General features: G+C 70.9%; 22 protein-coding genes and 1 pseudogene. 12 read left to right on the top strand and 11 right to left on the bottom strand.

Annotation, left to right across the window (positions count from 1 at the left end; translation table 11 throughout):
- Position 1 precedes the first annotated feature (1 nt).
- From ACQP2F_RS16930 to ACQP2F_RS16955, 6 genes are read left to right on the top strand one after another with little or no spacing between them, the layout of a single operon-like run.
- On the top strand, positions 2–1,330 hold the full coding sequence (locus ACQP2F_RS16930; RefSeq protein ID WP_433305015.1) for an extracellular solute-binding protein: 1,329 nt from the start codon (positions 2–4) through the stop codon (positions 1,328–1,330).
- Positions 1,331–1,343: 13 nt separating this feature from the next.
- Complete coding sequence (locus ACQP2F_RS16935) at positions 1,344–2,294, top strand: carbohydrate ABC transporter permease (protein ID WP_433305017.1); 951 nt, start codon at positions 1,344–1,346, stop codon at positions 2,292–2,294.
- Between the two features lies 1 nt (position 2,295).
- Positions 2,296–3,183, top strand: coding sequence for a carbohydrate ABC transporter permease (locus tag ACQP2F_RS16940; protein WP_433305019.1), 888 nt, complete (start codon positions 2,296–2,298; stop codon positions 3,181–3,183).
- Between the two features lie 4 nt (positions 3,184–3,187).
- Positions 3,188–4,696 (top strand): alpha-N-arabinofuranosidase, encoded by a 1,509-nt coding sequence (locus ACQP2F_RS16945; RefSeq protein WP_433305021.1) that lies wholly within the window; start codon positions 3,188–3,190, stop codon positions 4,694–4,696.
- Positions 4,697–4,755: 59 nt separating this feature from the next.
- Positions 4,756–5,679 (top strand): helix-turn-helix domain-containing protein, encoded by a 924-nt coding sequence (locus ACQP2F_RS16950; RefSeq protein WP_433305023.1) that lies wholly within the window; start codon positions 4,756–4,758, stop codon positions 5,677–5,679.
- A 9-nt stretch (positions 5,680–5,688) separates the two neighbouring features.
- Positions 5,689–6,186, top strand: coding sequence for a hypothetical protein (locus ACQP2F_RS16955; protein ID WP_433305025.1), 498 nt, complete (start codon positions 5,689–5,691; stop codon positions 6,184–6,186).
- A 13-nt stretch (positions 6,187–6,199) separates the two neighbouring features.
- Here the strand turns inward: ACQP2F_RS16955 and ACQP2F_RS16960 are convergent, their stop codons facing one another.
- Positions 6,200–6,805, bottom strand: coding sequence for a malonic semialdehyde reductase (locus ACQP2F_RS16960; protein WP_433305027.1), 606 nt, complete (start codon positions 6,803–6,805; stop codon positions 6,200–6,202).
- A gap of 87 nt (positions 6,806–6,892) precedes the next feature.
- A complete protein-coding gene (locus ACQP2F_RS16965) occupies positions 6,893–7,369 on the bottom strand; it encodes a MarR family winged helix-turn-helix transcriptional regulator (RefSeq protein WP_433305029.1) in 477 nt (158 codons plus the stop codon).
- Positions 7,370–7,417: 48 nt separating this feature from the next.
- On the opposite strand from ACQP2F_RS16965, the gene ACQP2F_RS16970 reads away from it, so the two are divergent.
- A complete protein-coding gene (locus tag ACQP2F_RS16970; protein ID WP_433305031.1) occupies positions 7,418–8,365 on the top strand; it encodes a GlxA family transcriptional regulator in 948 nt (315 codons plus the stop codon).
- Positions 8,366–8,422: 57 nt separating this feature from the next.
- Positions 8,423–8,968 carry a carbonic anhydrase gene (locus tag ACQP2F_RS16975; RefSeq protein WP_433305033.1) on the top strand — a complete coding sequence of 182 codons (546 nt, stop codon included), beginning with the start codon at positions 8,423–8,425 and terminating at the stop codon, positions 8,966–8,968.
- Between the two features lie 19 nt (positions 8,969–8,987).
- On the opposite strand, the gene ACQP2F_RS16980 is transcribed toward ACQP2F_RS16975, so the two are convergent.
- Together ACQP2F_RS16980 and ACQP2F_RS16985 are read right to left on the bottom strand one after the other, a co-directional pair.
- Positions 8,988–10,028 carry a methyltransferase gene (locus tag ACQP2F_RS16980; RefSeq protein WP_433305035.1) on the bottom strand — a complete coding sequence of 347 codons (1,041 nt, stop codon included), beginning with the start codon at positions 10,026–10,028 and terminating at the stop codon, positions 8,988–8,990.
- A gap of 199 nt (positions 10,029–10,227) precedes the next feature.
- A pseudogene (locus ACQP2F_RS16985) lies at positions 10,228–10,338 on the bottom strand (SAM-dependent methyltransferase); the annotation flags it as partial.
- Between the two features lie 140 nt (positions 10,339–10,478).
- Between ACQP2F_RS16985 and ACQP2F_RS16990 the strand changes: the two are divergent.
- On the top strand, positions 10,479–11,306 hold the full coding sequence (locus ACQP2F_RS16990) for a hypothetical protein (protein ID WP_433305037.1): 828 nt from the start codon (positions 10,479–10,481) through the stop codon (positions 11,304–11,306).
- Positions 11,307–11,347: 41 nt separating this feature from the next.
- Here ACQP2F_RS16990 and ACQP2F_RS16995 read toward each other — a convergent pair whose 3' ends face one another.
- Positions 11,348–13,270: a glycosyltransferase family 2 protein gene (locus ACQP2F_RS16995; RefSeq protein ID WP_433305039.1), complete on the bottom strand. Its 1,923-nt coding sequence runs from the start codon at positions 13,268–13,270 to the stop codon at positions 11,348–11,350.
- Positions 13,271–13,421: 151 nt separating this feature from the next.
- Between ACQP2F_RS16995 and ACQP2F_RS17000 the strand changes: the two genes are divergently transcribed.
- Positions 13,422–14,531 carry a glycoside hydrolase family 6 protein gene (locus ACQP2F_RS17000; protein ID WP_433305041.1) on the top strand — a complete coding sequence of 370 codons (1,110 nt, stop codon included), beginning with the start codon at positions 13,422–13,424 and terminating at the stop codon, positions 14,529–14,531.
- Here the strand turns inward: ACQP2F_RS17000 and ACQP2F_RS17005 are convergent.
- The 6 genes from ACQP2F_RS17005 to ACQP2F_RS17030 all read right to left on the bottom strand — a co-directional run bounded on the left by ACQP2F_RS17005 (position 14,482) and on the right by ACQP2F_RS17030 (position 21,302).
- Entirely contained in the window at positions 14,482–16,425 is a 1,944-nt protein-coding gene (locus ACQP2F_RS17005) for a galactose oxidase-like domain-containing protein (protein WP_433305043.1), read from the bottom strand. The genes ACQP2F_RS17000 and ACQP2F_RS17005 overlap by 50 nt on opposite strands.
- A gap of 147 nt (positions 16,426–16,572) precedes the next feature.
- The gene (locus tag ACQP2F_RS17010) at positions 16,573–17,784 is read right to left on the bottom strand and encodes a pectate lyase (protein ID WP_433305045.1); all 1,212 of its coding nucleotides are present in this window, start codon (positions 17,782–17,784) and stop codon (positions 16,573–16,575) included.
- A 119-nt stretch (positions 17,785–17,903) separates the two neighbouring features.
- Positions 17,904–19,178, bottom strand: coding sequence for an MFS transporter (locus tag ACQP2F_RS17015; RefSeq protein ID WP_433305047.1), 1,275 nt, complete (start codon positions 19,176–19,178; stop codon positions 17,904–17,906).
- 6 nt (positions 19,179–19,184) lie between these two features.
- The gene (locus ACQP2F_RS17020; RefSeq protein WP_433305049.1) at positions 19,185–20,450 is read right to left on the bottom strand and encodes an FAD-dependent oxidoreductase; all 1,266 of its coding nucleotides are present in this window, start codon (positions 20,448–20,450) and stop codon (positions 19,185–19,187) included.
- A gap of 16 nt (positions 20,451–20,466) precedes the next feature.
- On the bottom strand, positions 20,467–20,973 hold the full coding sequence (locus ACQP2F_RS17025) for an N-acetyltransferase family protein (RefSeq protein ID WP_433305051.1): 507 nt from the start codon (positions 20,971–20,973) through the stop codon (positions 20,467–20,469).
- Complete coding sequence (locus ACQP2F_RS17030; protein WP_433305053.1) at positions 20,970–21,302, bottom strand: ArsR/SmtB family transcription factor; 333 nt, start codon at positions 21,300–21,302, stop codon at positions 20,970–20,972. The genes ACQP2F_RS17025 and ACQP2F_RS17030 overlap by 4 nt, the downstream gene beginning before the upstream one ends.
- Positions 21,303–21,433: 131 nt before the next feature.
- Between ACQP2F_RS17030 and ACQP2F_RS17035 the strand changes: the two genes are divergently transcribed.
- Positions 21,434–21,808: an ArsR/SmtB family transcription factor gene (locus ACQP2F_RS17035; RefSeq protein ID WP_433305055.1), complete on the top strand. Its 375-nt coding sequence runs from the start codon at positions 21,434–21,436 to the stop codon at positions 21,806–21,808.
- On the top strand, positions 21,805–22,209 hold the full coding sequence (locus ACQP2F_RS17040) for an arsenate reductase ArsC (protein WP_433305057.1): 405 nt from the start codon (positions 21,805–21,807) through the stop codon (positions 22,207–22,209). Before ACQP2F_RS17035 ends, ACQP2F_RS17040 begins: the two co-directional genes overlap by 4 nt.
- Positions 22,210–22,232 lie beyond the last annotated feature (23 nt).

Here is a 22,232-nt window from a genome sequence, read left to right on the forward strand (position 1 = left end):
CATGAGCGGAGCAGTGTCACGCCGTACGATCCTCAAAGGTGCGTTCGCCGGCCTCGGTGCGGCTTCCCTGGCCGCCTGCTCCTCGCCGGTGGGCGCCGGGATCGCCGGCACCCGGCTCGATCCCGGCACCGTCGAGTACTGGAACCTCTTCGGTGGCGGCGACGGCGTCCGCATGCAGCAGATGGAGGACGCCTACCGCCAGGCCAACCCCGGCACGCCCCTGCAGGCCGTCACGCTGGCCTGGGGCAACCCGTACTACACCAAGCTCACCCTGGCCACCGTGGGCCGGAAGCCGCCGAACGTGGCGGTCTCGCACCTGACCCGGATGAAGACGCTGCAGGCCGCCGGCCTGCTGGAGGAGCTCAAGCCGGAGGACCTCGCCCGGCACGGCATGACGGCCGCGATGTTCAACGAGCGCGCCTGGAACGCCGGCCTGGTCGACGGCAAGGCCTATGCGATCCCGATCGACACGCACCCGTTCGTGCTGTTCTACAACACCAAGATCTGTGGCGAGGCCGGCCTGCTGGACTCGGGCGGCAACCTGGCGCCGATCCGGGGACCCGATGCCTTCACCGAGGCGCTGGCCAAGGTCCAGAAGGTGACCGGGCAGTACGGCGCGACCCACGGGATCAACGCCGACACGGCGACCCCCTGGCGGTTCTTCCAGACCCTCTACTCGCAGCTCGGCGGCCAGGTCCTCGCGGACGAGGGCACCAAGGTCGTGCTCGACGATGCCAAGGCCACCCGCGTGCTCACCTTCATGCGTACGCTCACCGTCGAGAAGAAGCTGATGCCGGGCAGCATCGACTACCAGGGCGCGATCGCGTTGTTCGCGAACGGGGCGTCCGGGTTCCACCTCAACGGCGAGTGGGAGATCAGCACCTTCCAGACCGCGAAGATGCCGTTCGGCATGACGCTGGTGCCCAACGTCTTCGGTGGCACGTACGCGGTCCAGGCCGACTCGCACACGCTGATCATCCCGCGTGGCGCCGCCGACGCCGCCGGGCAGCTCGATCTGTCCCTGGGCTTCATCAAGTCGATGCTCGACCAGAGCATGACCTGGGCGCAGGGCGGTCACATCCCGGCCTGGCAGCCGGTCGCGCGGAGCGACGCGTTCAAGAAGCTCGTTCCTCAGTCGAACTACGCGGCGGCCGCCGACGCCGCGGTGTACGACCCGCCCGGCTGGTACTCCGGCTCCGGCTCGAACTTCGAGATCGTGATGGGCTCGGCCATCGGCGCCGTCGAAGCCGGCCAGTTGTCGCCGGACGCCGCGATCGCCCAGATCCGGTCCAAGCTCTCCGCGCTCGCGAGCACCGCGTCACCGGTCTGAGGAGGTACGCCCCGTGACCATCACCGCCGACTACGAGACCGCCGAGGACCGGCCGGTCCGTCCGGTCGACCCCGACACCAGCCGCGTGACCGAACACGGGCACGCCAAGCCCGCCTGGCTGTTCCTGACCCCGTTTCTCGTGCTGTATCTGCTGTTCATCATCGGACCGTCGATCTACATGGTGGTGATGAGCTTCTTCGAGACCAGCCTCACCAAGCCGGGGCTGGGCGCGTTCGCCGGGCTCGGCAACTACGGCGAGGCGCTGACCAGCCCCGACTTCTGGGCCTCGATGTGGCACACGATCTGGTTCACCGTCCTCACCGTGCCGCCGCTGGTCGTGCTGGCCTTCGTCTTCGCGTTGCTCGCCGACCGGGCCAGCCGGGGGCGATGGTTCTTCCGGCTGGCGTTCTTCCTGCCGTACATCCTGCCGTCGGCCGTCATGGCGCTGATCTGGATCTGGCTGTACACGCCGGAGCTCGGCCTGCTCGGCAAGGTCGTGACGAGTCTCGGCTTCGACGAGCCGAACTGGCTGGGCGATCCGAACCTGGCGATGTGGTCGCTGGCCCTCGCCACGGTGTGGTGGACGCTCGGCTTCAACTTCGTGCTGTACCTCGCCGGCCTGCAGGACATCCCCCGGGACCTGTACGAGGCCGCCTCGATGGACGGTGCGAGCCCGTGGCAGCAGATCCGCCGGATCACCATCCCGATGCTCAGCCGCACCACGTCACTGGTGATCGTCCTGCAGATCATCGCGTCGCTGAAGATCTTCGATCAGCCCTACATCATGACCAGCGGCGGGCCCAACTTCGCCACCCGCCCCGCCCTCGAATACGTGTACGACATGGGCTTCACCAACTTCCGCACCGGCTACGCCGCCGCGGTGTCGACGCTGTTCTTCATCCTGGTGCTCGCCGTGTCCGCCGTGTGGGTGTTCCTCACCCGCCGCCAGGAACAGGGGTTGTGACATGACCACGCTCGCCACCGACACCGAGGCGCGCAGGGGTACGCGTACGGAAGTGACCCAGGCCTCGGTCGACCGCCGGCTGAAGTTGTTCAACGGTGTCTGCATCGGAGTGCTGATCGCCTTCGCGCTGATCTGGCTCGTGCCCATCCTGTGGGCGGTCGACACCGCGCTCAAGCCCAACGCCGAGACCACCAAGTCCACGTGGTGGATCGACAATCCCACGCTGGACTCGTTCCGCACGATCTTCGCCCAGGGCGACATCTGGAACTGGTACGCGTCGAGCTTCATCACCTCGCTGGCCACCGCGGCCGGCACCGTGCTGGTCGCCAGCATGGCCGCGTTCGCGCTGTCCCGGATGCGCTTCAAGTACCGGTGGGTGGTGTTCTGGTTCATCCTGATCGGCATCATGATCCCGCACCAGGCGCTGATCGTGCCGCAGTTCCGGGAGTTCAGCGCGCTGCACCTGCTGAACACGTACTGGGCGGTGATCCTGCCGCAGATCCCGGCCGCCATCGCGGTGTTCATCTTCAAGCAGTTCTTCGACGGCCTGCCCCGCGACCTCGACGAGGCGGCCCGCGTCGACGGCGCCGGGTTCTTCCGCACGTACTGGCGCATCGTCCTGCCCCTGAGCCGGCCGGTGGTCTCCGCGGTGGCCATCTTCACCTTCGTGTGGAGCTGGAACAACCTGCTCTGGCCGCTGCTGGTGCTGTCGAACCCCAAGCTCATGACCATCCCGGTCGGCCTGGCCACCGTCCAGGGCAGCTATGGCATCCGGTACGCGGACACCATGGCGTCCGCGATCCTCGGCGCGTTGCCGCTCGTGCTGATCTTCCTGTTCTTCCAGCGCCGCATCGTCGAGGGCATCGCCGGCACCGGCCTCAAGGGGTGAGCTCATGAATCGCGCGTCGATCGCCGTCGACCCCGCCCTCCGGCTGTCCGCGGTGGACCCGCGGCTCTACGGCTCCTTCGTGGAGCACCTGGGCCGGTGCGTGTACACCGGGATCTACGAGCCCGGTCACCCGCGAGCCGACGAGGCCGGATTCCGGCAGGACGTGGCCGAGCTGGTCCGTGAGCTCGGCGTGCCGCTCGTGCGATACCCCGGCGGGAACTTCGTCTCCGCCTACCAATGGGAGGACGGCATCGGCCCGCGCGAGCAGCGGCCGCGCCGGCTCGACCTGGCGTGGCGCTCGATCGAGACCAACCAGGTCGGCGTGGACGACTTCCTGCACTGGTGCCAGGAGGTGGGCAGCGCGCCGATGATGGCGGTCAACCTCGGCACCCGGGGGCTGGACGCCGCGCGCGACCTGGTCGAGTACTGCAACCACCCGTCCGGCACCTACTGGTCCGATCGGCGGCGGGCCAACGGATCACCCGAGCCGCACGGCGTACGGCTGTGGTGCCTGGGCAACGAGATGGACGGTCCCTGGCAGATCGGCCACAAGACCGCGTACGAGTACGCGCGCCTGGCCGCCGAGACCGCCAAGGCGATGCGCCGCGTCGACCCGGCGATCGAGTTGTCGGCGTGCGGAAGCTCCTACCGGCAGATGCCCACGTTCGGCGACTGGGAGGCGACGGTCCTGGCCGAGACCTACGACCTGGTCGACTACGTCTCCCTGCACAGCTACTACGAGCCGGACGGCGACGACCGGGACAGCTTCCTGGCCCGGGCGGTGGACCTCGGCCACTTCATCGACGCGGTGGTGGCGACCTGTGACCACGTACGCGCCAAGAACGGCCACCGCAAGCACATCAACCTGGCCGTCGACGAGTGGAACGTCTGGTACCAGAGCCGCTTCGCCGGTGAGGAGAGCCTGGACTGGGCGGAGGCGCCGCGCCTGATCGAGGACACCTACTCGGTGACCGACGCGGTCGTGGTCGGCGACCTGCTCATCACGCTGCTGCGCCACGCCGACCGGGTGAAGATCGGCTGTCTCGCCCAGCTGGTCAACGTCATCGCGCCGATCCGTTCGGAGCCGGGCGGCCCGGCGTGGCGGCAGGCCACCTTCCACCCGTTCGCGCTGACCTCCCGGCACGGCCGGGGCACGGTGCTGCGGACCGACGCCGTGGCGCCCACCCACGAGACCGCGGCTCAGGGCGAAGTCCCCGTCCTCTCCGCGGTCGCCCTCCGGGACGAGGAGTCCGGCGAGGTCACCCTGTTCGCCGTGAACCGGGACCAGCGGCAGGCCCTCACCCTCGACCTGGACCTGCGGGCCTGCCCCGGCCTGACGATCGGCAAGCACACGGCCGTCTACGACAGCGACCCCGACGCGGCCAACACCGCCGAACGGCCGGACCGGGTCGCGCCGCGCCCGCTCGAGGACCTCAAGGTCGACGGCGGGCGCGCGACCGCCACGTTGCCGCCCCGGTCCTGGAGCATGATCCGGCTGACCGGCGAGCGCTGAGGCCCGGCTGGGTGAAAACGGTCAAGTGAGCGCGGCCGCGTCCTGGCAGGCTCGACCAGGTGAGCACGTCGGACACCTTCGCGAGATTCGTCTCCTGCCTGGCCGAGGCCTTCGATGAGCACGGGCTGCAGAGCCCGGACCTCGCGGCGAAGCTGCATCTGTCCCGGTCGCACTTCGACCGGCTGGTGGCGGGGGCCGCCGGCGAGACGCCGGCCCGCTTCCGCCGCCGGCTGCTGCTCGAGCGGGCCGCCTTCCGGCTGCTCGACCCGGACGCCCGGGTTCTCGACGTGGCGGTCGAGGCCGGCTACGGCTCGCACGAGGCGTTCACCCGCGCGTTCGCTCACGCCTACGGCGCCGCCCCACGGGAGTGGCGGCGCGAACCGACGACGGTGCTGCTGGACACGCCGAACGGGGTGCACTTCCACCCGCCGGCGGATCTCCGGCTGCCGTCCTGGCGAAAGGTCGAGTCGATGGATCTGGTGATTCGGATGGTCGAGCATCACGTATGGCTGGTCGGGGAGATGATCGAGCGGGCCACCCGGCTCGACGACGCGGTGCTGGATCGACCGCTCGCGACGGCGAACGCCGACGTCGACGACGACCCGACGCTGCGGTCGCTGCTGTCGCGGCTGGTCGGGCAGATGGACATGTGGAACCGGGCCATCGCCCTGCAGAGCTACGACTGGGCGGTCGAGAACGGGGAGACCCTGTCCGGCATGCGCCGCCGCCTGGAGCAGGCCGGTCCCGCGTTCCTCGAGCAGGTGCGGCGCACAGCCGCGGACGGCCGGCTCGGCGACACGTTCGTCAGCCTGCAGGACACGCCGGCGAAGGTTTACACGTACGGCGGCTTGATCGCTCATGTTTTGACCTTCGCGGCCTATCGCCGGACGCTCGTCCTCGGAGGCCTCGCGGCGGCCGGAATCAACGATCTGCACTTCGGTGACCCCCGCGAATGGGTCGCCGAGGGCGTCCACGCCGACTGAGGAGCCACGATGCGACTGCCCTACGAAGAGCCGCTGACCGTGCTGGCGCCGGCCGAGCCGGTCGTGCCCGAGCCGCCACGACGCGGTGAGCCCGGCGGCCCACCCTGCATGATCTGCACCGGGAGGAGCCGGTCTCCGATCTGGTCGGACGAGAACTGGACGTTGCACCCGCCGGCCGGAAGCAGCCTGCCCGGCACCGTCTGGCTGGCCAGCCGGGTGCACGTGGACTCGTTCGCCGACCTGCCGGACCGGGTCGCCGTCACCTTCGGACCGGTCGCGGCCCGGGTGGAACGCGCGATTCTCGGGTGGGGGAGCTTCGCGCGGGTCCACCTGTACCGGTGGGGCGACGGCGGGGCGCACTTCCACGTCTGGTTCCTGCCGCGGCCGCTCGGCATGCTCGACGCCGAGGGCATGATGCTGCCGCTCTGGGAGGACGTGCTGCCCAACCGCCCCGACGAGGAGCTGGTCGCCGCGGCCACGGCCATCGGCGCCGCCCTTGGCCCGTGACCCTGCGGTTTCCTCAGGCCCACTGCACGACGTCGTCGTGGTGCAGCCGGGGGAGGCGGGCGAACCACGGGTCCTTGCCGGGATGGCCGATGTTGACCACCAGGATGGAGCGGAACCGGCCGTCCGGGAAGAACTCGGCGTCGATGCCGCCGGCGTCGAACCCGCCCATCGGCCCGGCCGCCAGCCCGAGGGCGCGCACGGCGAGAATGAAGTAGCCGGCCTGGAGGGTGGCGTTGAACGCGGCCGTTTCGGCCCGCAGGGCGTCGTTGCCGGCGAAGACGTCCTTCAGCTCGGGCTTGTACGGCAGGACCGCCGGGATGTGCTCGTGGAAACGAGTGTCCAGGGCCAGCACGGCAACCGCCGGGGCGGAGGCGGTCTTGGCCCGGTTGCCCTCGTTCATGTGCTTCACGAGCCGGTCACGGCCCTCGCCGGGGCGCACGTAGAGCACCCGCAGCGGCTGCGAGTTGGCCGAGGTCGGCGCCCACCGGGCCAGCTCCCAGATCTCGGTCAGCTCCGCGTCGGTCACCGGCGTCTCCGCGAAGGTGTTGGCCGTACGGGCGCCGGTGAACAGCGTGCGTCGCGCGCTCTCGTCGAGGCGGTCGAGCCGGTGCGTGGTCATGGCAACCCCAATCTGGTTGATGTGTTAACCAAAGCCTAGGCCCGGGATGGTTAACACATCAACCAGATTGGGTGTGAGGTGCGCCGCTCAGGTTCCGGCGTCACCTTCCAGCGCCGCGAGGCGGTGGCGCACCTTGTCGGCGATCGCGGTGAGCGTACGGAGCTCGGCCGGGGTGAGCTGGTCGATGACCGCCTCGCGGGCGTCCTCGACGTGCTGCCGCGCGGCGGTGGAGATGAGCTCGCGGCCTTCGGAAGTGATGGCGACGACCGCGCCCCGCTGGTCCGCCTCGGCGCGCTCCCGGGTCACCAGGCCACGCTTCTGCATGCGGGACAGGTGCTGGGACAGCCGGCTCTTCTCCCAGTGCAGCAGGTCGCCGAGCTCGAATGATCTCAGCCGCCCGCCGGTGGCCTCCGACAGGTGCGCCAGCACCTGGTAGTCGGCGTGCGAGAGGCCGCAGCGGGTGCGCAGGCGGCGATCGATGAAGGCCGCCAGACCCTCCTCCATCGTCATCAGGCCGCGCCACGCTCGCTGCTCGTGCTCGTTCAACCATCGCGGCTCCGTCACCTGGCCACCTTACAGTGGTTGATGTGTCAACCGACTACTGTTGACGCCGTGGCAGTTCCGCACCGGGTCGTGGCGCTGGTCGTGCCGGACGTCGTCGCCTTCGACCTCTCCCTCGCGGCGCAGATCTTCGGCCATCCGGCGGAGGCCGAGCGCTACTCGTTCCAGGTCTGCGCCGAGACGCCCGGCGACGTGCCGTCGACGACCGGCTTCCCGATCGGCGTACGGCACGGGCTGGAGCTGCTCGACCACGCGGACACGGTCATCGTTCCGGGATTCCGCCCGCTGCGGGATCCGCCCCCGGCGACCCGCGAGGCACTGCGGCGCGCGGCCGGGCGGGGCGTGCGTCTCGCGTCGGTATGCGTCGGCGCGTTCGCGCTGGCCAGCGCCGGCCTTCTGGACGACCGCGCGGCCACCACGCACTGGGACGAGGCCGATGCGTTCCGGGCCCGCTTTCCCCGCGTGCGGATGAACCCGGATGTCCTCTACATCGACTCCGGAACGATTCTGACCAGCGCGGGCCTCTCGGCCGGCATCGATCTGTGCCTGCACATGGTGCGGTTGGACTACGGCGCGGCCGCCGCCGCGGCGGTCGCGCGCCGCATGGTGGTGGCGGTGCACCGCGCCGGCGGCCAGACGCAGTACGCCCGCCGGCCGCTGCCCGACCCGGACGGCCTCGGCGCGGTGTGTGACTGGGCGGTGCGGGAGATGCACCGGGGACTGACCGTGAGTCACCTGGCCCGGCACGCCGGCATGGCGCCGCGGACGTTCGCCCGGCAGTTCCGCGACGCGATGGGCATGACACCGATGCGCTGGCTCGGCGTGCAGCGGCTGCTGGAGGCTCAGCGCCTGCTGGAGGCGACCTCGCTCACGGTCGAGGACATCGCGGCCCGGTGCGGGATCGGCAGTGCCGCGAACCTCAGGCTGCACATGAGCCGCGAGCTCGGCACCACGCCGACCGCCTACCGCCGCGGTCACCGGCGGGCGGCAGAAGATTAGCGAGCGGTGGCAGCCTTGCCCATGGTCGGCCGGCGACCGCCGAGCGAGTCTTCGCTCATGACCACTTTCGAAGAGCTGTTGCGCAACAACGCCCGCTTCGCCGCCACCGACGTCAAGGACCACCAGCCCGCGATCCCGTTCGTTCCGCACCAGCAGGCGTACATCCTCACCTGCATCGATCCCCGGGTGGACCCGGCACAGGTGTTCGGGCTCCACCTCGGCGACGCGATCGTGGCCCGGACCGTGGGTGGCCGGGTCACCCCGGCCGTGCTGCAGGACCTGGCCTGGATCAGCTACTTGCACGAGGTCAAGACGCCCGAGGCGGAGTGGTTCGACCTGGTGGTGATGCACCACACGGACTGCGGCTCGGGCCTGCTCGCCGACGACGAGCTGCGCCGGGGTTTCGCCGCGCGGACCGGCTACGACGAGGCCGGGCTCGCGGACCTGGCAGTGCTCGATCCGGCCGCGACCGTACCGGGCGACGTCGAGAAGATCCTTGCCTTTCCGTACGCGTCGCCCCGGATCCGGGTCACCGGGCTGGCGTACGACCTGAAGACCGGGGTGGCGACCGTCGTGGTGCCCGCGGCCACGGCCCGCCGGTAGGCGCCATCATCAGCGCTGCTTATCCGGCAGGCCACACCTCGAGGACGGCCAACCCGGTGGGCGAGCCGGTCGCGACGACCCGCCGCAGGCTGAACCCGGACGCCGCGAACAGGAGGCCGAACTCGTCGCGCCTGCGTTCGCGGCCCCCGAGCAGCAGCATCATCAGCAGATCCATCCGGATCGCGGCGGGTACGTCCCGGGCCCGTTCCGGCATGACCGCGTCGACCACCAGCAGGCGGGCGTGTGCCGGCATGGCCGCCCGGCAGCGCCGCAGGATCCGGACGGCGTCCTGGTCGGGCCAGTCGTGCAGGACCCGGGACAGCAGGTAGGCGTCGCCGCCGCCGGGCACCGACGCGAAGAAGTCCGCCGCCACGAAGGTGCACCGCTCGGTGAGATCCGCATCGGCCATCTCGGCCCGCGCGCGATCCAGGGTCGCCGGCCGGTCGAGAAGGGTCGCGGTCATCGACGGAACCGCGCGGAGCGCGGCCCGGGCCATCAGGCCGGAACCGGCGCCGACGTCGACCAGGTGGCCGATGCCGTTCAGGTCGTAGGCGGCCACCACGGCCTCGGCCTCGTGCCGGGCGCGACCGGCCATGGACGCCTCGAACACCTGGCGGCGCGCCGCGTTTCCCTGCAGATGGTCGAAGAACGACTCACCGTACGTCTGCTCGAAGGCGTTCCCGCCGGTCCGAGCCGCTTCGAGCAGACCCACGGCGGCGGGATAGTAGAGGGCGCCGCGCGCCAGGATCGGCCCCCGCTGCGATCCCGGCACGCCGTCGCGCAGATACTCGCCGAGCGGGCCGAGCGAGAACCGGCCGGAATCGGTCTCGGCGAACACCCCCGCCGCGCACAGCCCGCGCAGGATGCGGGTGACGGCGTCCGGGTCGGCGCCGACCGCCCGCGCGACAGCCGGGCCGTCGGCGCAACCGTCCGCCAGCACGTCGGCCAGCCGCAGTTCGGCTGCGGCATAGAGCAGCTGAGTGACGAGAAAGCCGTCAGCCAGCTCGGTCAGCCGCCACCATGCGACGGTGAGGCGGGACGTGTCGGTCGGCGGAGTCACCGTCGCATGGTGCCGCCGGCGTGATGCCGTGGCGCTTCTTGCGTTCGAGATCCGACAGCGACCGCGGGAATCATCCGCGCACGGCCACGCCGCCGAACTCGTCGACCTCCGGGCTGGTCTCGTCGACCGCGTGATGGAGCACGCCCATCAGCACCAGCGCGACCGGCTGACCGAGGTCCAGCGTGCGGGCCGCCTCGCGCTGGGCGACCTCATGGGTGTTGTCGGCGGTCGGCAGGCCGGTCCCGATGTCGAGGAACTGCGGGATCCCCCGCTCCCGGGCGAGATGGTCGACGGCCCGGCCGAGGAACGCAGTCGGACCGGCTCCGCAGCCCCGGCGGCGGGCACCCGCACCGGCGACGCCTGTGCCGGGGGTCACACTCCGGCCGCCGGAGGGAGTAAGTTCTCGCGGGACAAGGCGAAAGAGGAGCCAAAGCAAATCGAGGGATAGCCGTGGACTACAAGGTGGACGTGGCCGGTTTCTGGCGCGATGGATACACGATCGTCAAGGGGGTGTACACCGCGGACGAGATCGAGTCGTTCCGCCGGCGGGCGAAGGAGTCCGCGGGCTGGCACGGCGATCTGCTGTCGAACCCCAAGCTCAAGGACGTGCTGACCGACGGCCGGATGGCCGCGGTCGCACGCAAGATCCTCGAGACCGACAAGATCGTCTACGCCGGTGACAGCAGCTACACGATCAACTCGGGCTCGCACAACTGGCACAAGGACAACACCGACCGCGAGGACCCGAAGGCCCCGGACTGGACCCAGGGCCGGTACACGATGCTGCGGTTCGGCGTCTACCTGCAGGACCACACCCGGCACAGCGGCGGGCTCAACCTGCGCCGCGGCTCCCACCAGACCACCGAGCTGATGGCCGGCAAGAACGTCTACGTCGCCACCGCCGTCGGCGACCTGGCCGTGTGGAGCATGGCGATCAGCCACTGCGGCACGGCGACGAAGCTGCGGTTCCCGTGGTGGATCGACCCGGAGCCGTCCATGGACGGGAAATACCCGCGCTGGTGGATCCCGGCCAAGTCGACCGGCGACCGGATGGCGCTGTTCGTCGCGCTGGGCACCGACGACGCACACCACGAGCGCTACGTGGAGTACCTGAAGACCCGGACGTACATCTGCGACATGTGGCGACGGCATCCCTGGGACGACGAGACCCTGGCCGAGGCGGCCGCGGCGGGCCTGACGGTGCGCAACGTGCCGAAGGAGATCGAGGGCGACGAGTCCGTCGGCAAGAACAAGTGGTGGCAGCCGATACCCTACTGACCGATCGCCGTTGCGGCCGGCGCTGCCCCGCGGCCGGGGTCTCAGGTAAGCGAGCCGAATTCGTTTTCCGGCACGTCGGCGTTGGTGCGCTGGGCCGGGACGTCGGCGCGTTCTTCCGATTCTCGCCGCCGGCCTTCCTGAAGCCGCTCGAGAAGAAGAGCTTTCGGAATCTCCCGGGTGATGTCACCGGCGCGGGGTCGGCCGTCCGCGCCGGTGTGCGGAGGGGCTTCCCCGGTGTCCACGGCGGGGGACCGATGCGCCAGCCACGGCGCGGCGCGCCAGAGGGCGATCGGGATCAGGCACACGGCCAGGCCGGTGCACGGCCACAGCAGGGCGGCGTGACCGGCGTAGTGGCGCACGAAGGAGACGGCGATCGCGGCGGCGAGCACGCCGCACCAGCCGAGATGGTTGCGGAACGTGCGGAGGCCGTCCTGGCTGCTGCTCGCGCCCTTCGGCGTGACGACGAACCGGGCCGGGCGGCGCAGAAGCGTGCTGCACAACTGGCCGGCGTAGAGCGGCGCCGCGATGATCGACATCAGCATGCCGGTCAGTCCCCAGGAGTCCGGCGGCTCGTACGGGCTGACGTTGTAGCGCCGGTTGTGGATGTAGAGCCACAGCGAGAAGGCGGTGGCGTCGGTGTAGAGCGCCAGCCAGGTGCGGGCGGCGATGGTCATGCCGGTGACGCCGAGGCCGAGGAACAGGACCGAGTTGATGATGCCGAGCAGCCAGCCGATGGCCATCGACGGGTAGAACGTGGTGATCAGCGTGTAGTGCAGCATCGCGGCCGGCGACAGCTTCACGAAGCGCCGCCAGTACGCGCCGGTGAGGATCTCGAACGTGCCGCGCGACCAGCGGCGCTGCTGGCTGAAGTAGTCGTTCCAGCTGGACGGTCCCTCGCCGGCCGAGAGCACGTCGGGGGTGTAGACCGACTTCCAGCGGTTGCCGGTAGCCGGGTTGCGGGTGGTGTGCAGCCGCAGACCGGTGGCCATGTCCTCGGTGATCGAGTCGCTGAGCCCGCCGATGGTCCGCAGGGCCTCGATGCGGATCGCGTTGTTGGTGCCGACCAGCATCGGCGTGCCGTAGCGGTTGGCGGCACGCTGGATGACGCTGTGGAACGGGAACTGCTGCGACTCGGCCGCCCGGGTCACGAAGGCCTCGCTGTTGCGGTAGCACTGCGGACCGACGGCGTACGCGACGTCGGGGTCGCGGAAGTAGCCCAGGATCCGCTCGGCGAAGTTGGCCAGCGGCACGTGGTCGGGGTCGACGGACAGCAGGACGTCGTACCGGTCGCCGTGGGCGTCGAGCCAGGCGTTGTAGTTGCCGTGCTTGGTCTTCGCCCGGAAGGCGCCGGCCGGCTGGTTGTACTTCTCGATGCCCTTCCGGGTGAAGTGGCGGACGCCGAGCCGGTCGCAGAGGGCCCGCACCTCGGGGTCGTCGCCCTCGTCCAGCAGCCAGATGTCGAGAGTGCCGTCGTGCCGGATGCGGGTCGCCGCCTCCAGCGTGGCCCGGACGATGTCGATCGGCTCCTTGCTCGGCACGATCGTGGTGAGGAAGGCGGCCCGCACGCCCGGGTCGGGCACGACCGGGATCGGGTCGCGGGCGGCGATCGAGGCCAGCGACAGTGACAGCACGTTGATCAGGCGGAGCAGCTCGACCAGCGCGATGAAGCCGATGACGGCGATGTTGGCGACGCGGGCCAGGTCGGCGACCGGTCCGACGTGGGTGGGTGCGAAGTGGCCCGGCTGCAGCAGCCAGGCGCAGAAGAACACCTCGACGCACACGTTGAGCAGGGCGATCAGCACGGCGTTGGCGTGTCGCCGCCGGCCGTCCACCTTGCGCTGGTTGCGGTAGGCCACCCGGTAGGGCCGATCGCCCGGGACGACGGTCAGGGGGCCGGCGAGACGGCTGAACTCCTCCAACCTCTGCCACGAACCCGGGACGGATGACTCGGAGCGCAGCGACACCGCGCGAGAGTAGGTCGGCGATCCACTCCTCGGCACGTCGCGGGGAGGAGATCCAAGAGCATTTGCGGGGGTACGGGCGATTCGGGTCACTCGTACGGTATCTCCAGTAAGCTCGAGGTCCTTCCGCAAGCAGGCCGAGAGGTTTTCGATCGTGCGCAAGCGATCCCGCCGGCGGGCATGGCCGCTCGCCGCTGCGGCGCTCGTCGTCGCTGCCGTGGCCGCGGTGGCCACGCTCGCCCGGGCCGACGGTCCACATCGGGCACCTACCGCATCGGACCCCGGGCCGGCCGCGGCCGCGCACCCGGCGCCGGCGTCCGCAACCGGCGGACCGCTGGCCGGCCGCGGGCTCTACGTCGATCCGGGAAGCGACGCGGCCGTCCAGGTGCGGGAGTGGATCGCGCAGGGACGCACCGCCGACGCGCGGGCTCTGGTCGCCATCGCCGGCCGGCCCGCCGCCATCTGGGTGACCGCCGGTCCCGGCCCGGTGCGGGAACGGGTGGACGCGGTGGTGAGCCGCGCCGCGGCCGCCGGGCAGGTGCCGGTGCTGGTGGCGTACAACATCCCGCACCGGGACTGCGGCAGCTTCAGCGCCGGGGGCGCCGCCTCGGCCGCGGAGTACCGCGCGTGGATCCGGGGGTTCGCGGCCGGCATCGGGAACCGGACCGCGGTGGTGATCGTGGAGCCGGATGCGGTCCCGCACATGGTCGACGGTTGCGCCGACGGCGTCGCGCAGCGATATGCCCTGCTGCGCGACGCCGTCGCGGTGCTCAAGGCCACCGGCTCCGCGCTCGTCTACCTCGACGCCGGCAACCCGGGCTGGATCACCGACACGACCCGGCTGGCGGCCGCCCTGCGCGAGGCCGGCGTCGGGCAGGCGGACGGCTTCGCGCTGAACGTGGCCAACTTCGTCACCACCGCCGACAACATCACCTTCGGCGACCGGGTCGCGGCCGAGCTCGGCGGGCGGGCTCACTTCGTCATCGACACCAGTCGCAACGGCGCCGGACCGGTGCACGGCGCGTCGATCGACGGCGGTCCGCGCTGGTGCAACCCGCCGGGCCGGGCGCTCGGGCCGGCGCCGACCACCAGCACCGGCCGGCCCCGCCTCGACGCGCTGTTGTGGATCAAGAATCCCGGCGAGTCGGACGGGGCCTGCCGGCCGGGCGAGCCGCCGGCCGGGAAATGGTGGCCTCAGTACGCGCTGGACCTGGTCAGGAGACCAGCACCCAGCGGGCCACCGACGGAACGCCGGCCCGGTTGACGACGAAGAGCATGTACGCGCCGGGCGGCAGGAGCGTGCGCTCGGCCGGCACCGTGATCGAGATGCCGTCCGCGCCGCGGCGGAACTCCACCGCCACCGACCGCTGATCGACGTTCAGCATGTGGGTCGCGGCCCCGGGCCGGATCAGCCGGACGCTCGCGATGTCGGCCGGGGCCGAGGTGCCGAACGTGGCGCTCGTCCCGTAGCCGAGCACGGCCGGGCCGCCGGTGATCGCCGGTCGGGGACCGTGGAAGAGGTACGGCGGGGTGTAGAACTCGAGGCGTTGCTCGAACCGGCCGGCGATGGTGTTCTTCTTGTCGGCGTACAGCGGATCGGATCCGGCCGTCATCACCCGCCCGTCCGGCAGCAGCAGGGCCGAGCTGTGGTAGTTGCGGCCCACCGCTGGGTCCGCCGCCACCGAGAGCCGGTTGGTGTCCGGGTGGTAGATCCGGGCCACGTGGTTGTCGCTGTCGCCACGGCCACGGTAGTCGCGGGCGCCGTTGGTGATCAGCGTGGTGTCGTCGGGCAGGGTGACCAGGTTCGGGTACCGGGTGCCCTCGGGCAGGTCCGGTCCGGGCCGGAACCGGGGTGCCGTCGTGCCGAGGTCCACGATGTCGATGCGCCGGGTGGACTTCCGGGACTCTCCGACGCCACCGCCGCCGACCACCATGACCCGCTGGTCCTGCACCGGCCCGGCCCACGCCGACATGCTGGTCTCCAGCTGGTCGGGGTCGCGGATGCCGGGCACCTTGCGGAAGCTGTTGTCGGTGAGGTTCCACAGGCCGGGGTCACGACCGCGATCGGCCGGCCCGTACCCGGAGTTCGAGCCGGTGTAGAAGAGCACGCCCGGGCGGGCCGTCTGCAACAGCGTCGGATAGGTCGGGAAGTAGTGGTTGAGGTCCTTGCGAACCTTCCACGTGCGGGTCGCCGGGTCGAAGACCTCGTTCGCCGCCCCGTCCACCACCTGTCCCGACCCGTCCAGTCCGGAGGCGGCGAGCACCGAGCCGTCGGGCAGCCCGGCCAGCGTCGGATACCAGCGCTTCACGTGCATGTCGGCGACGCGCTCGTACCGCTCGGTGACGGGGTTGAACTCGTACGTCTCCTTGCGCCCCTGGTATTCCTGCTTAGCCATGGTGATCCGGTCGGCCAGCCCGTAGAGGTTGTGGGCGTCGGCCCCGGTCAGGCCGTCGATGCGGTACTGACCACGGCGGTCGGTGGTGTACTGCCGGCCCGGCCCGGCCGCGTCCACCCACACCTCGGCGCTGCTGGCCTTGACCGTCACCGTCCCCGGACCGTCGTCGTCCGGAGGGGTCACCGTCTTGGTCGCCGCCGGCACCGTGACCGCGTCGTCGGTGACATAGCGCAGGCCGTTCGCCGCCACGAAGACGGTGCCCTTGGGAAAGGACCGGGGGCCGTCGGGCGACTCGTTCTTGACGGTCATGGTGCCGCCGGCATGCGTGACGTCGCGCTCGAGCACCTCGTAGCGCAGTGTCCCGCCGGCCACCAGCAACTTGCCGTCGGGCAGGAACGTGTGTCCGCTGCAGAACAGGTCGGTCGGCGTGGGCACCAGCCGGGTGCTGCCGCCGGCCGGGTCGAACACCAGGGTCTTGAACGTGCCGGCCTGGAACTGCGTGCGGTCGTTGCCGGACCCGGCGATCAACAGGATCTTGCCGGTCGGCAGCAGCGCGGCGTGGATGGCATTCACCCGTACGTCGCGGGGCAGCGCGACCGTCTGCCAGAAACCGTGCGTTGCCTGGTAGGACCGGCTGTTGATCAAACGCTCGTGGCGCCACCGCACCGCCGCCGACCACAGTGGCGGAGCGTTGACCGCCCCGACCAGCGAGGTTGCCGCCAGCGGCAGCAGTACCTTACGGACAAACGGTTTGGACGCCACACCGGTCAAGATCCATATCCTTCGAGTCGATGACCCGTAGCACCGTAGAAGGTGCATAACGGCATCATCAATCCCCCGATGGTGGCGCAGTGGCGGAGGGGGGCGCCCGCCTCATGGTGGGCGCCCCGAAGGGAGGGATCCGCCGCCTTACTGGTACGTGACGTCGCTCTTGGTGACCTTGCAATTGCTGGTGTTCCAGCCCTCGCCCAGGTACGTCGGCTCGCTGCCCTTGGCGACGCCCTTGTACATGCCGCAGACCACGGCGCCGGAGTTGACCCGTACCCGGGTGATGGTGGCGGTGTCGCCCCAGTTGGTGTTGATGCCGACGACATAGTCGACGCCCCGCAGCAGCACGTTGTCGACCACGACATGGCGCTGGTACGAGTTCGTGCAGTTCCCGCAGGCGCGGTAGAGCTTGCCGGCGCCGTTGAGGTAGAAGCCGGAGATGCTGACGGTGCCGTTGCCGTTGTGCTGGAACGTCTTGTCACTGCCGGACTTCGCGCCACCGCCGATGACGTAGCTGGTGCCGCCGTTGGTCTGCAGGAAGGTCGCGGCGTCCTCGCCGATGTCGTTCCACCACACGTTGCGGATGGTGCAGGTGCCCAGGCAGTGCACGCCGTCGCCGGCGGGGGAGCCGAGGATGACGTTCTGCAGGGTGCCGCCATTGGCGATCTCGAACATCGGGTCCTGGGACTCGCTCTGCGAGCCGTCACCGATGCAGCAGTACGTCTTCATGCCGCCGTCGAACGTGCCGGAGACCGAGATCGTGCCGGAGACCGGGACGGAACCGGCCGAGGACGGCCACGAGCCGGTCGGCGCGCCGGGACTGCCCGTCGGCCCGGTGGTCGGCCCGCTGGTCGGGCCGGTCGTCGGGCTCGTGGTCGGCATCGAGCTGCCACCGGCGTACGTCTCGAACTCGGCGATCCGCGGCGCGGCGGACGCGCCGGTGATGTCGAACGTGAGCTTCTTCAGCGACGTCGAGGCGAAGGAGATGGTGCTCGGGCTGCCGCTGCCGCTGGCCAGGACGGCGCCGGTGTCGTAGTTGAGCAGTCGCCAGGCGCTGATCGAGCCGCCGCCGGAAGCCTGCCGGATGACGGCGCTCGACACCGTCACCGCACTGCTCCACTTGACCGAGACGTAGCCGGTGGTGCCGGCCGGCGACCAGTACGTGCTGGTGCTGCCGTCCTTGACATTGCCGTAGCTGGTGCCGGCGGCCTTGCTGGAGCCGTCGGCGCCGGCGCCGAGGCTCAGATTGTCGGCGGCCGATGCGGAGGTCATCGGGAGCATCAGCGTGATAGCGGCCGCGGCGGCCGTGGTGGCGGCGCCGGCGGCCCATCGGAGAGCGGTTGGCCTGTTCATAAGCGTTTCACCTCGGGGGTGGAGAGCGCGTGGCGTGGGTGGACTCGCCACAGGTAAGCGCTTTCCTCGGAGGATAGAGAGCACTTGATATCGAAACAAGTCACTGTCTGTTATGCGGGCTAATGTGACTTACGGGGGCATGGCGAGCCGGGCGCCCGAGCGGCCGGCAACGGTGCGTTCGCCCGGGCCACGATGCCCACCGCCGCCAGCAGGCAGAGGCCGCCGACGGTGGCGAGGACCGGCCGGTAGCTGCCGGTGGTGGTGTGGAGCGCGGCGGCGGCCAGCGGCGCGGTGGCCTTGGCGAGAGTGACCGGGGCGGCCAGGGTGCCGGCGATGCTGGCGTAGGCGCCGGTGCCGTAGCGGTCGGCCACCAGGGCGGGACTGGCGAGGCCGGCCACGCCGAAGCCGATGCCGAACCCGACCACCGCGACGGTCGCGCCGAGCCGGGTCCCGGCCGCCCACGGCAGGCACAGTGCGGCCACCGCCTGAATGGCGAAGACAACGGCGACCACCGTGGACAGACGCAGGTGGCGACCCGCGACGGTGAGGACGAGTCGCCCGGTCACCGACAGGACGCCGAGGAGTCCGGCGACGGTCGCGGCGAACGTGGCGGGATGGCCGTGACCGGTGAGGAAGCCGACGAGGTGGACGGTCATGGTGCTCATCGCGGCGGCGTGGGCGACGAACGCGACGGCCAGCCACCAGAACCGGCTGTCGTGCGTCGCTGCCCGAACCAGGACGCGCCGTTGCTCCGGTTCCGCCCGCGCCGTTGCGGCACTTCGCGGGGGTGGCCGGCGGACCGCGGCGGCGTGCAGGGGCGCGGCGGTCGCGGCGTAGCCGGCGGCAAGCAGCAGCAGGGTGGCGCGCCAGCCGTAGCGGTCGTTGAGCAGCCCGGTCAGCGGCATGAAGATGGTGCTGGCGAACCCGGCGACCACGATCATCGTGAGCAGGGCGCGTGCCCGTCGCTCGGTGTCGAACCAGGACACGATGACGGCAGTGGCCGCGTCGTAGAGCGCCATCGCCATGGCCGCGCCGAGCCCGGCGAACACCAGATACAGCTGCCACAGTGCATGCACCTGGGACCAGGCCACCAGCAGCCCGGCCCCGGCGACCGAGCCGACGGTCATCAGCGCGCGTCCGCCGTGCCGGTCGAGCCACCGGCCGACGGGTACGGCCATGGCCGCCCAGGTCAGCACGGCGGTGGTGAGCGCGCCGGTGACTGCGGCCGGCGAGACGTGCAGGTCGGCGGCGATCGGGTGCAGAAGGACGGCGAAGCTGTAGTACAGGCTGCCGTACCCGATGGTCTGGGTGATCGCGAGGACGGCCACGACTCGCCGGCCGATCCGCCGGTGGCTGCCGTGCGAGGTCGCCACCGGCGGGGCGGGAGGGCCCACGGCGGGTCAGCCGCAGCAGCCCCCGGCCTGCTCGCCGGGGGCGAGGACGGGGTTGCTGGTGCAGACGCCGGTCTCGGGCAGGTCGAGCCGCACGTCGCGGGCGGCGGCCCAGTCGCCGTCCAGCGCCGCGACCACGGAGCGAGCCTGCTCGTAGCCGGTGGCGAGCAGGAACGTCGGCGCGCGGCCGTACGACTTGACGCCGATGGCGTAGTAGCCGGGCTCGGGCTGGGTGAGCTCGTCGACGCCGTGCGGCGGGACGGTGCCGCAGGAGTGTTCGTTGGGGTCGATCAGCGGGGCGAGGGCCCGGGTGGATCCCATGATCGGGTCGAGGTCGAGGCGTAGCTCGGACACGATGCGGTGGTCGGGCCGGAAGCCGGTCGCGGCGACGATCCGGTCCACGACCAGGCCGCGGTTGCCGTCGGACACCTCGACGCCGTCGCCGACGGTGGTGAGCCGCTGGATGCCGAAGCCGGTGAGCAGGGTGATGGCGCCGGATTCGACGTGCTCGCGCAGTCGGCTGCCGAGGGCGCCGCGGGCGGGTAGCGCGTCGCCGGTCTCACCGCCGTAGGTCCGGAACGGCGAGCCCGATCGAATCGCCCAGGTGACCGTCGTGCCGGGCAGCTCGGCCAGGGACAGCAGCGTGTTGGCGGCCGAGTGTCCCGCGCCCACGACCAGGACGCGACGACCTTCGAACTGGTCACGGTCGCGGCCCAAGACGTCCGGGAGAGCATTGCTGACGTACGGCGAGACGTCCGCCTCGCCGTGAGCGGGGATGCCGGAGGCGCCCAGCACGTTCGGGGTGTTCCAGGTTCCGGCGGCGTCGATCACCGAGCGGGCGAGGATGTCTTCGCCGTTTTCGAGCCGGACCAGGAACGGGGTGTCTTCGCGGCCGGCGGTGCGCAGCCGGTCGAGTCCGGCCCGGGTGACGGCGGCGACGCGGGCGCCGTAGCGGATGTGCGGCTCGAGGGCGGGCAGCTCGGCGAGGGGCTGGAGGTAGTCCCGGGCGAGCTGGGCGCCGGTGGGCAGCTGCTCGTCGTCGGGTCGCTGCCAGCCGGCGTCGGCGAGCAGTTTCGCCGCGGCGGGGTCGATGTTGTACCGCCACGGCGAGAACAACCGGACGTGGCCCCATTCGCGGACGGCGGCGGCGGGCGTGTCGCCGGCTTCGAGGACGAGGAAGGGCAGGCCGCGTTCGGCCAGGTGGGCGGCGGCGGCCAGGCCGACGGGGCCGCCCCCGATGACGGCGATCGGCAGATGGTCGAGCTGGGTGGTCACGAGAGGTCTCCTGGGTTCAGTCGATGAGCGGGCTGCGGCGTTCGATGAACACGACGTCGCGCCACCGGTTGTTCTGTGCTCGGTGCCGGCCGACCCGCTCGCGGACGCCGACGATGCGGAACCCGGCGGCTCGGTGCAGGGCGAGGCTGGCGGTGTTCTCGGGGAAGACGCCGGACTGGATCGTCCAGATCCCGGCCTTCTCGGTGGACTCGATGAGCGCGTCGAGCAGCGCCCGGCCGACCCCGCGCCCCCGTGCCCCGGGATCGACATAGACCGAGTGCTCGACAACGCCCGCGTAGACGGCTCGCGCGGAGACGGCCGAGATCGCGACCCAGCCGAGCACGGCGCCGGTGTCGCCGACGGCGACGAACCGGTGCTCGGGCAGTTTGCCGGCATCGAACGCTGTCCAGCCCGGTGCGGTGTGCTCGAAGCTGGCGTTCCCGCCGTCCATGCCGGCCTGGTAGATGGCCAGGACCGCGCCGGCGTCGGCGGCGGTCATCGGCCGGATCCGCGGGCCGCTCATGCGCAGGCTCCGGGCGTGGACGGGGCGGGCCGGCCCATGACGACGTCGGCGGCCGACGGGAAGCAGTCGATGCAGGTGGCGTTGATCCGGTAGTGCCGGGCGTTGCCCACCGGCTCCACCAGGACGAACCGCACCTCGGTGAGGATCTTCAGGTGCTGCGAGACGGTTGACTGGGCGAGCCTCACGGCCGTGACGATCTCGCCGACCGGCATCGGCCGGCCCTGCCGGGCCAGGTATTCCACGATCTGCACCCGCGACGGGTCCGCGAGTGCCCGGAACCAGGACGCGTACGTCTCCGCGGTCGCCCGGTCGAGCAGATCGGCCACCATGCACCCTCTTCATCGTTTATCGCCGATGGACGATGAAAGCATAGCGCTCCTATGGTTTCGACAACTGTTGGATTCGACGTTTGTCGAAACCGAGGTTTGCACGCGGATTCGATACATGTCAAGCTCGACGCATGTCGAAACCAGCCGCCTCGGAGAACGTGCTCGACCCGGCCGCGGAGATCCCGTGTTGCCCGCCGATGGCCGCCCAGCGAGTCCAGCCGACCACCGCCCTGCAGCTCGCGCCCGCATTCAAGGCCCTGGGCGACCCGGTCCGCCTGCAGCTGATGTCGATGATCGCCTCAGCCCCGGGCGGGGAGATCTGCGTATGCGACCTCACCCCGTCGTTCGAGGTTTCGGGCTCGACGATCTCGCACCATCTCAAGACCTTGCGCGACGCCGGTCTGGTGGACGCCGAGCGCCGCGCCAGCTGGGTCTACTACCGCGCCCGGCCCGGTCTGATGCGCCAACTGGCGACCCTGCTGACGCCCGGCGGAGACACCCGATGAGTGACAAGCCCAGCGTCCTGTTCGTCTGCGTGCACAACGCCGGCCGTTCGCAGATGGCGGCCGGCTGGCTGCGCCACCTCGCCGGCGACCGCGTCGAGGTGCGCTCCGCCGGGTCCGAGCCCGCCGACCGGATCAACCCCGCCGCCGTCGAAGCCATGTGCGAGGTCGGCATCGACATCACCGACCAGACACCCAGGAAGCTGGAGTACGAGACCGCCCGGGAGTTCGACGTCATCATCACCATGGGCTGCGGCGACGCCTGCCCCGTCTTCCCCGGCAAACGCTACGAGGACTGGAAGCTCGACGACCCGGCCGGGCTCGGTGTCGAGGCCGTCCGTCCCATCCGCGACGAGATCAAAACCCGCATCCAGGCGCTGCTGGCGGACCTGATCCCGGCGTGAGCGACCACGGCACGCCACCCGGA

This window comes from Actinoplanes sp. CA-030573 (assembly GCF_050951115.1).
In the GTDB taxonomy this organism is placed as follows: Bacteria; Actinomycetota; Actinomycetes; order Mycobacteriales; family Micromonosporaceae; genus Actinoplanes.

What these genes read in the sequence shown, in the direction of transcription:
- ACQP2F_RS16930 (WP_433305015.1), top strand. Translation starts at nt 2, where the DNA reads ATGAGCGGAGCAGTGTCACGCCGTACGATCCTCAAAGGTGCGTTCGCC.
- ACQP2F_RS16940 (WP_433305019.1), top strand. Translation starts at nt 2,296, where the DNA reads ATGACCACGCTCGCCACCGACACCGAGGCGCGCAGGGGTACGCGTACG.
- ACQP2F_RS16945 (WP_433305021.1), top strand. Translation starts at nt 3,188, where the DNA reads ATGAATCGCGCGTCGATCGCCGTCGACCCCGCCCTCCGGCTGTCCGCG.
- ACQP2F_RS16955 (WP_433305025.1), top strand. Translation starts at nt 5,689, where the DNA reads ATGCGACTGCCCTACGAAGAGCCGCTGACCGTGCTGGCGCCGGCCGAG.
- ACQP2F_RS16960 (WP_433305027.1), bottom strand. Translation starts at nt 6,805, where the DNA reads ATGACCACGCACCGGCTCGACCGCCTCGACGAGAGCGCGCGACGCACG.
- ACQP2F_RS16975 (WP_433305033.1), top strand. Translation starts at nt 8,423, where the DNA reads ATGACCACTTTCGAAGAGCTGTTGCGCAACAACGCCCGCTTCGCCGCC.
- ACQP2F_RS17010 (WP_433305045.1), bottom strand. Translation starts at nt 17,784, where the DNA reads ATGAACAGGCCAACCGCTCTCCGATGGGCCGCCGGCGCCGCCACCACG.
- ACQP2F_RS17025 (WP_433305051.1), bottom strand. Translation starts at nt 20,973, where the DNA reads ATGAGCGGCCCGCGGATCCGGCCGATGACCGCCGCCGACGCCGGCGCG.
- ACQP2F_RS17030 (WP_433305053.1), bottom strand. Translation starts at nt 21,302, where the DNA reads ATGGTGGCCGATCTGCTCGACCGGGCGACCGCGGAGACGTACGCGTCC.
- ACQP2F_RS17035 (WP_433305055.1), top strand. Translation starts at nt 21,434, where the DNA reads ATGTCGAAACCAGCCGCCTCGGAGAACGTGCTCGACCCGGCCGCGGAG.
- ACQP2F_RS17040 (WP_433305057.1), top strand. Translation starts at nt 21,805, where the DNA reads ATGAGTGACAAGCCCAGCGTCCTGTTCGTCTGCGTGCACAACGCCGGC.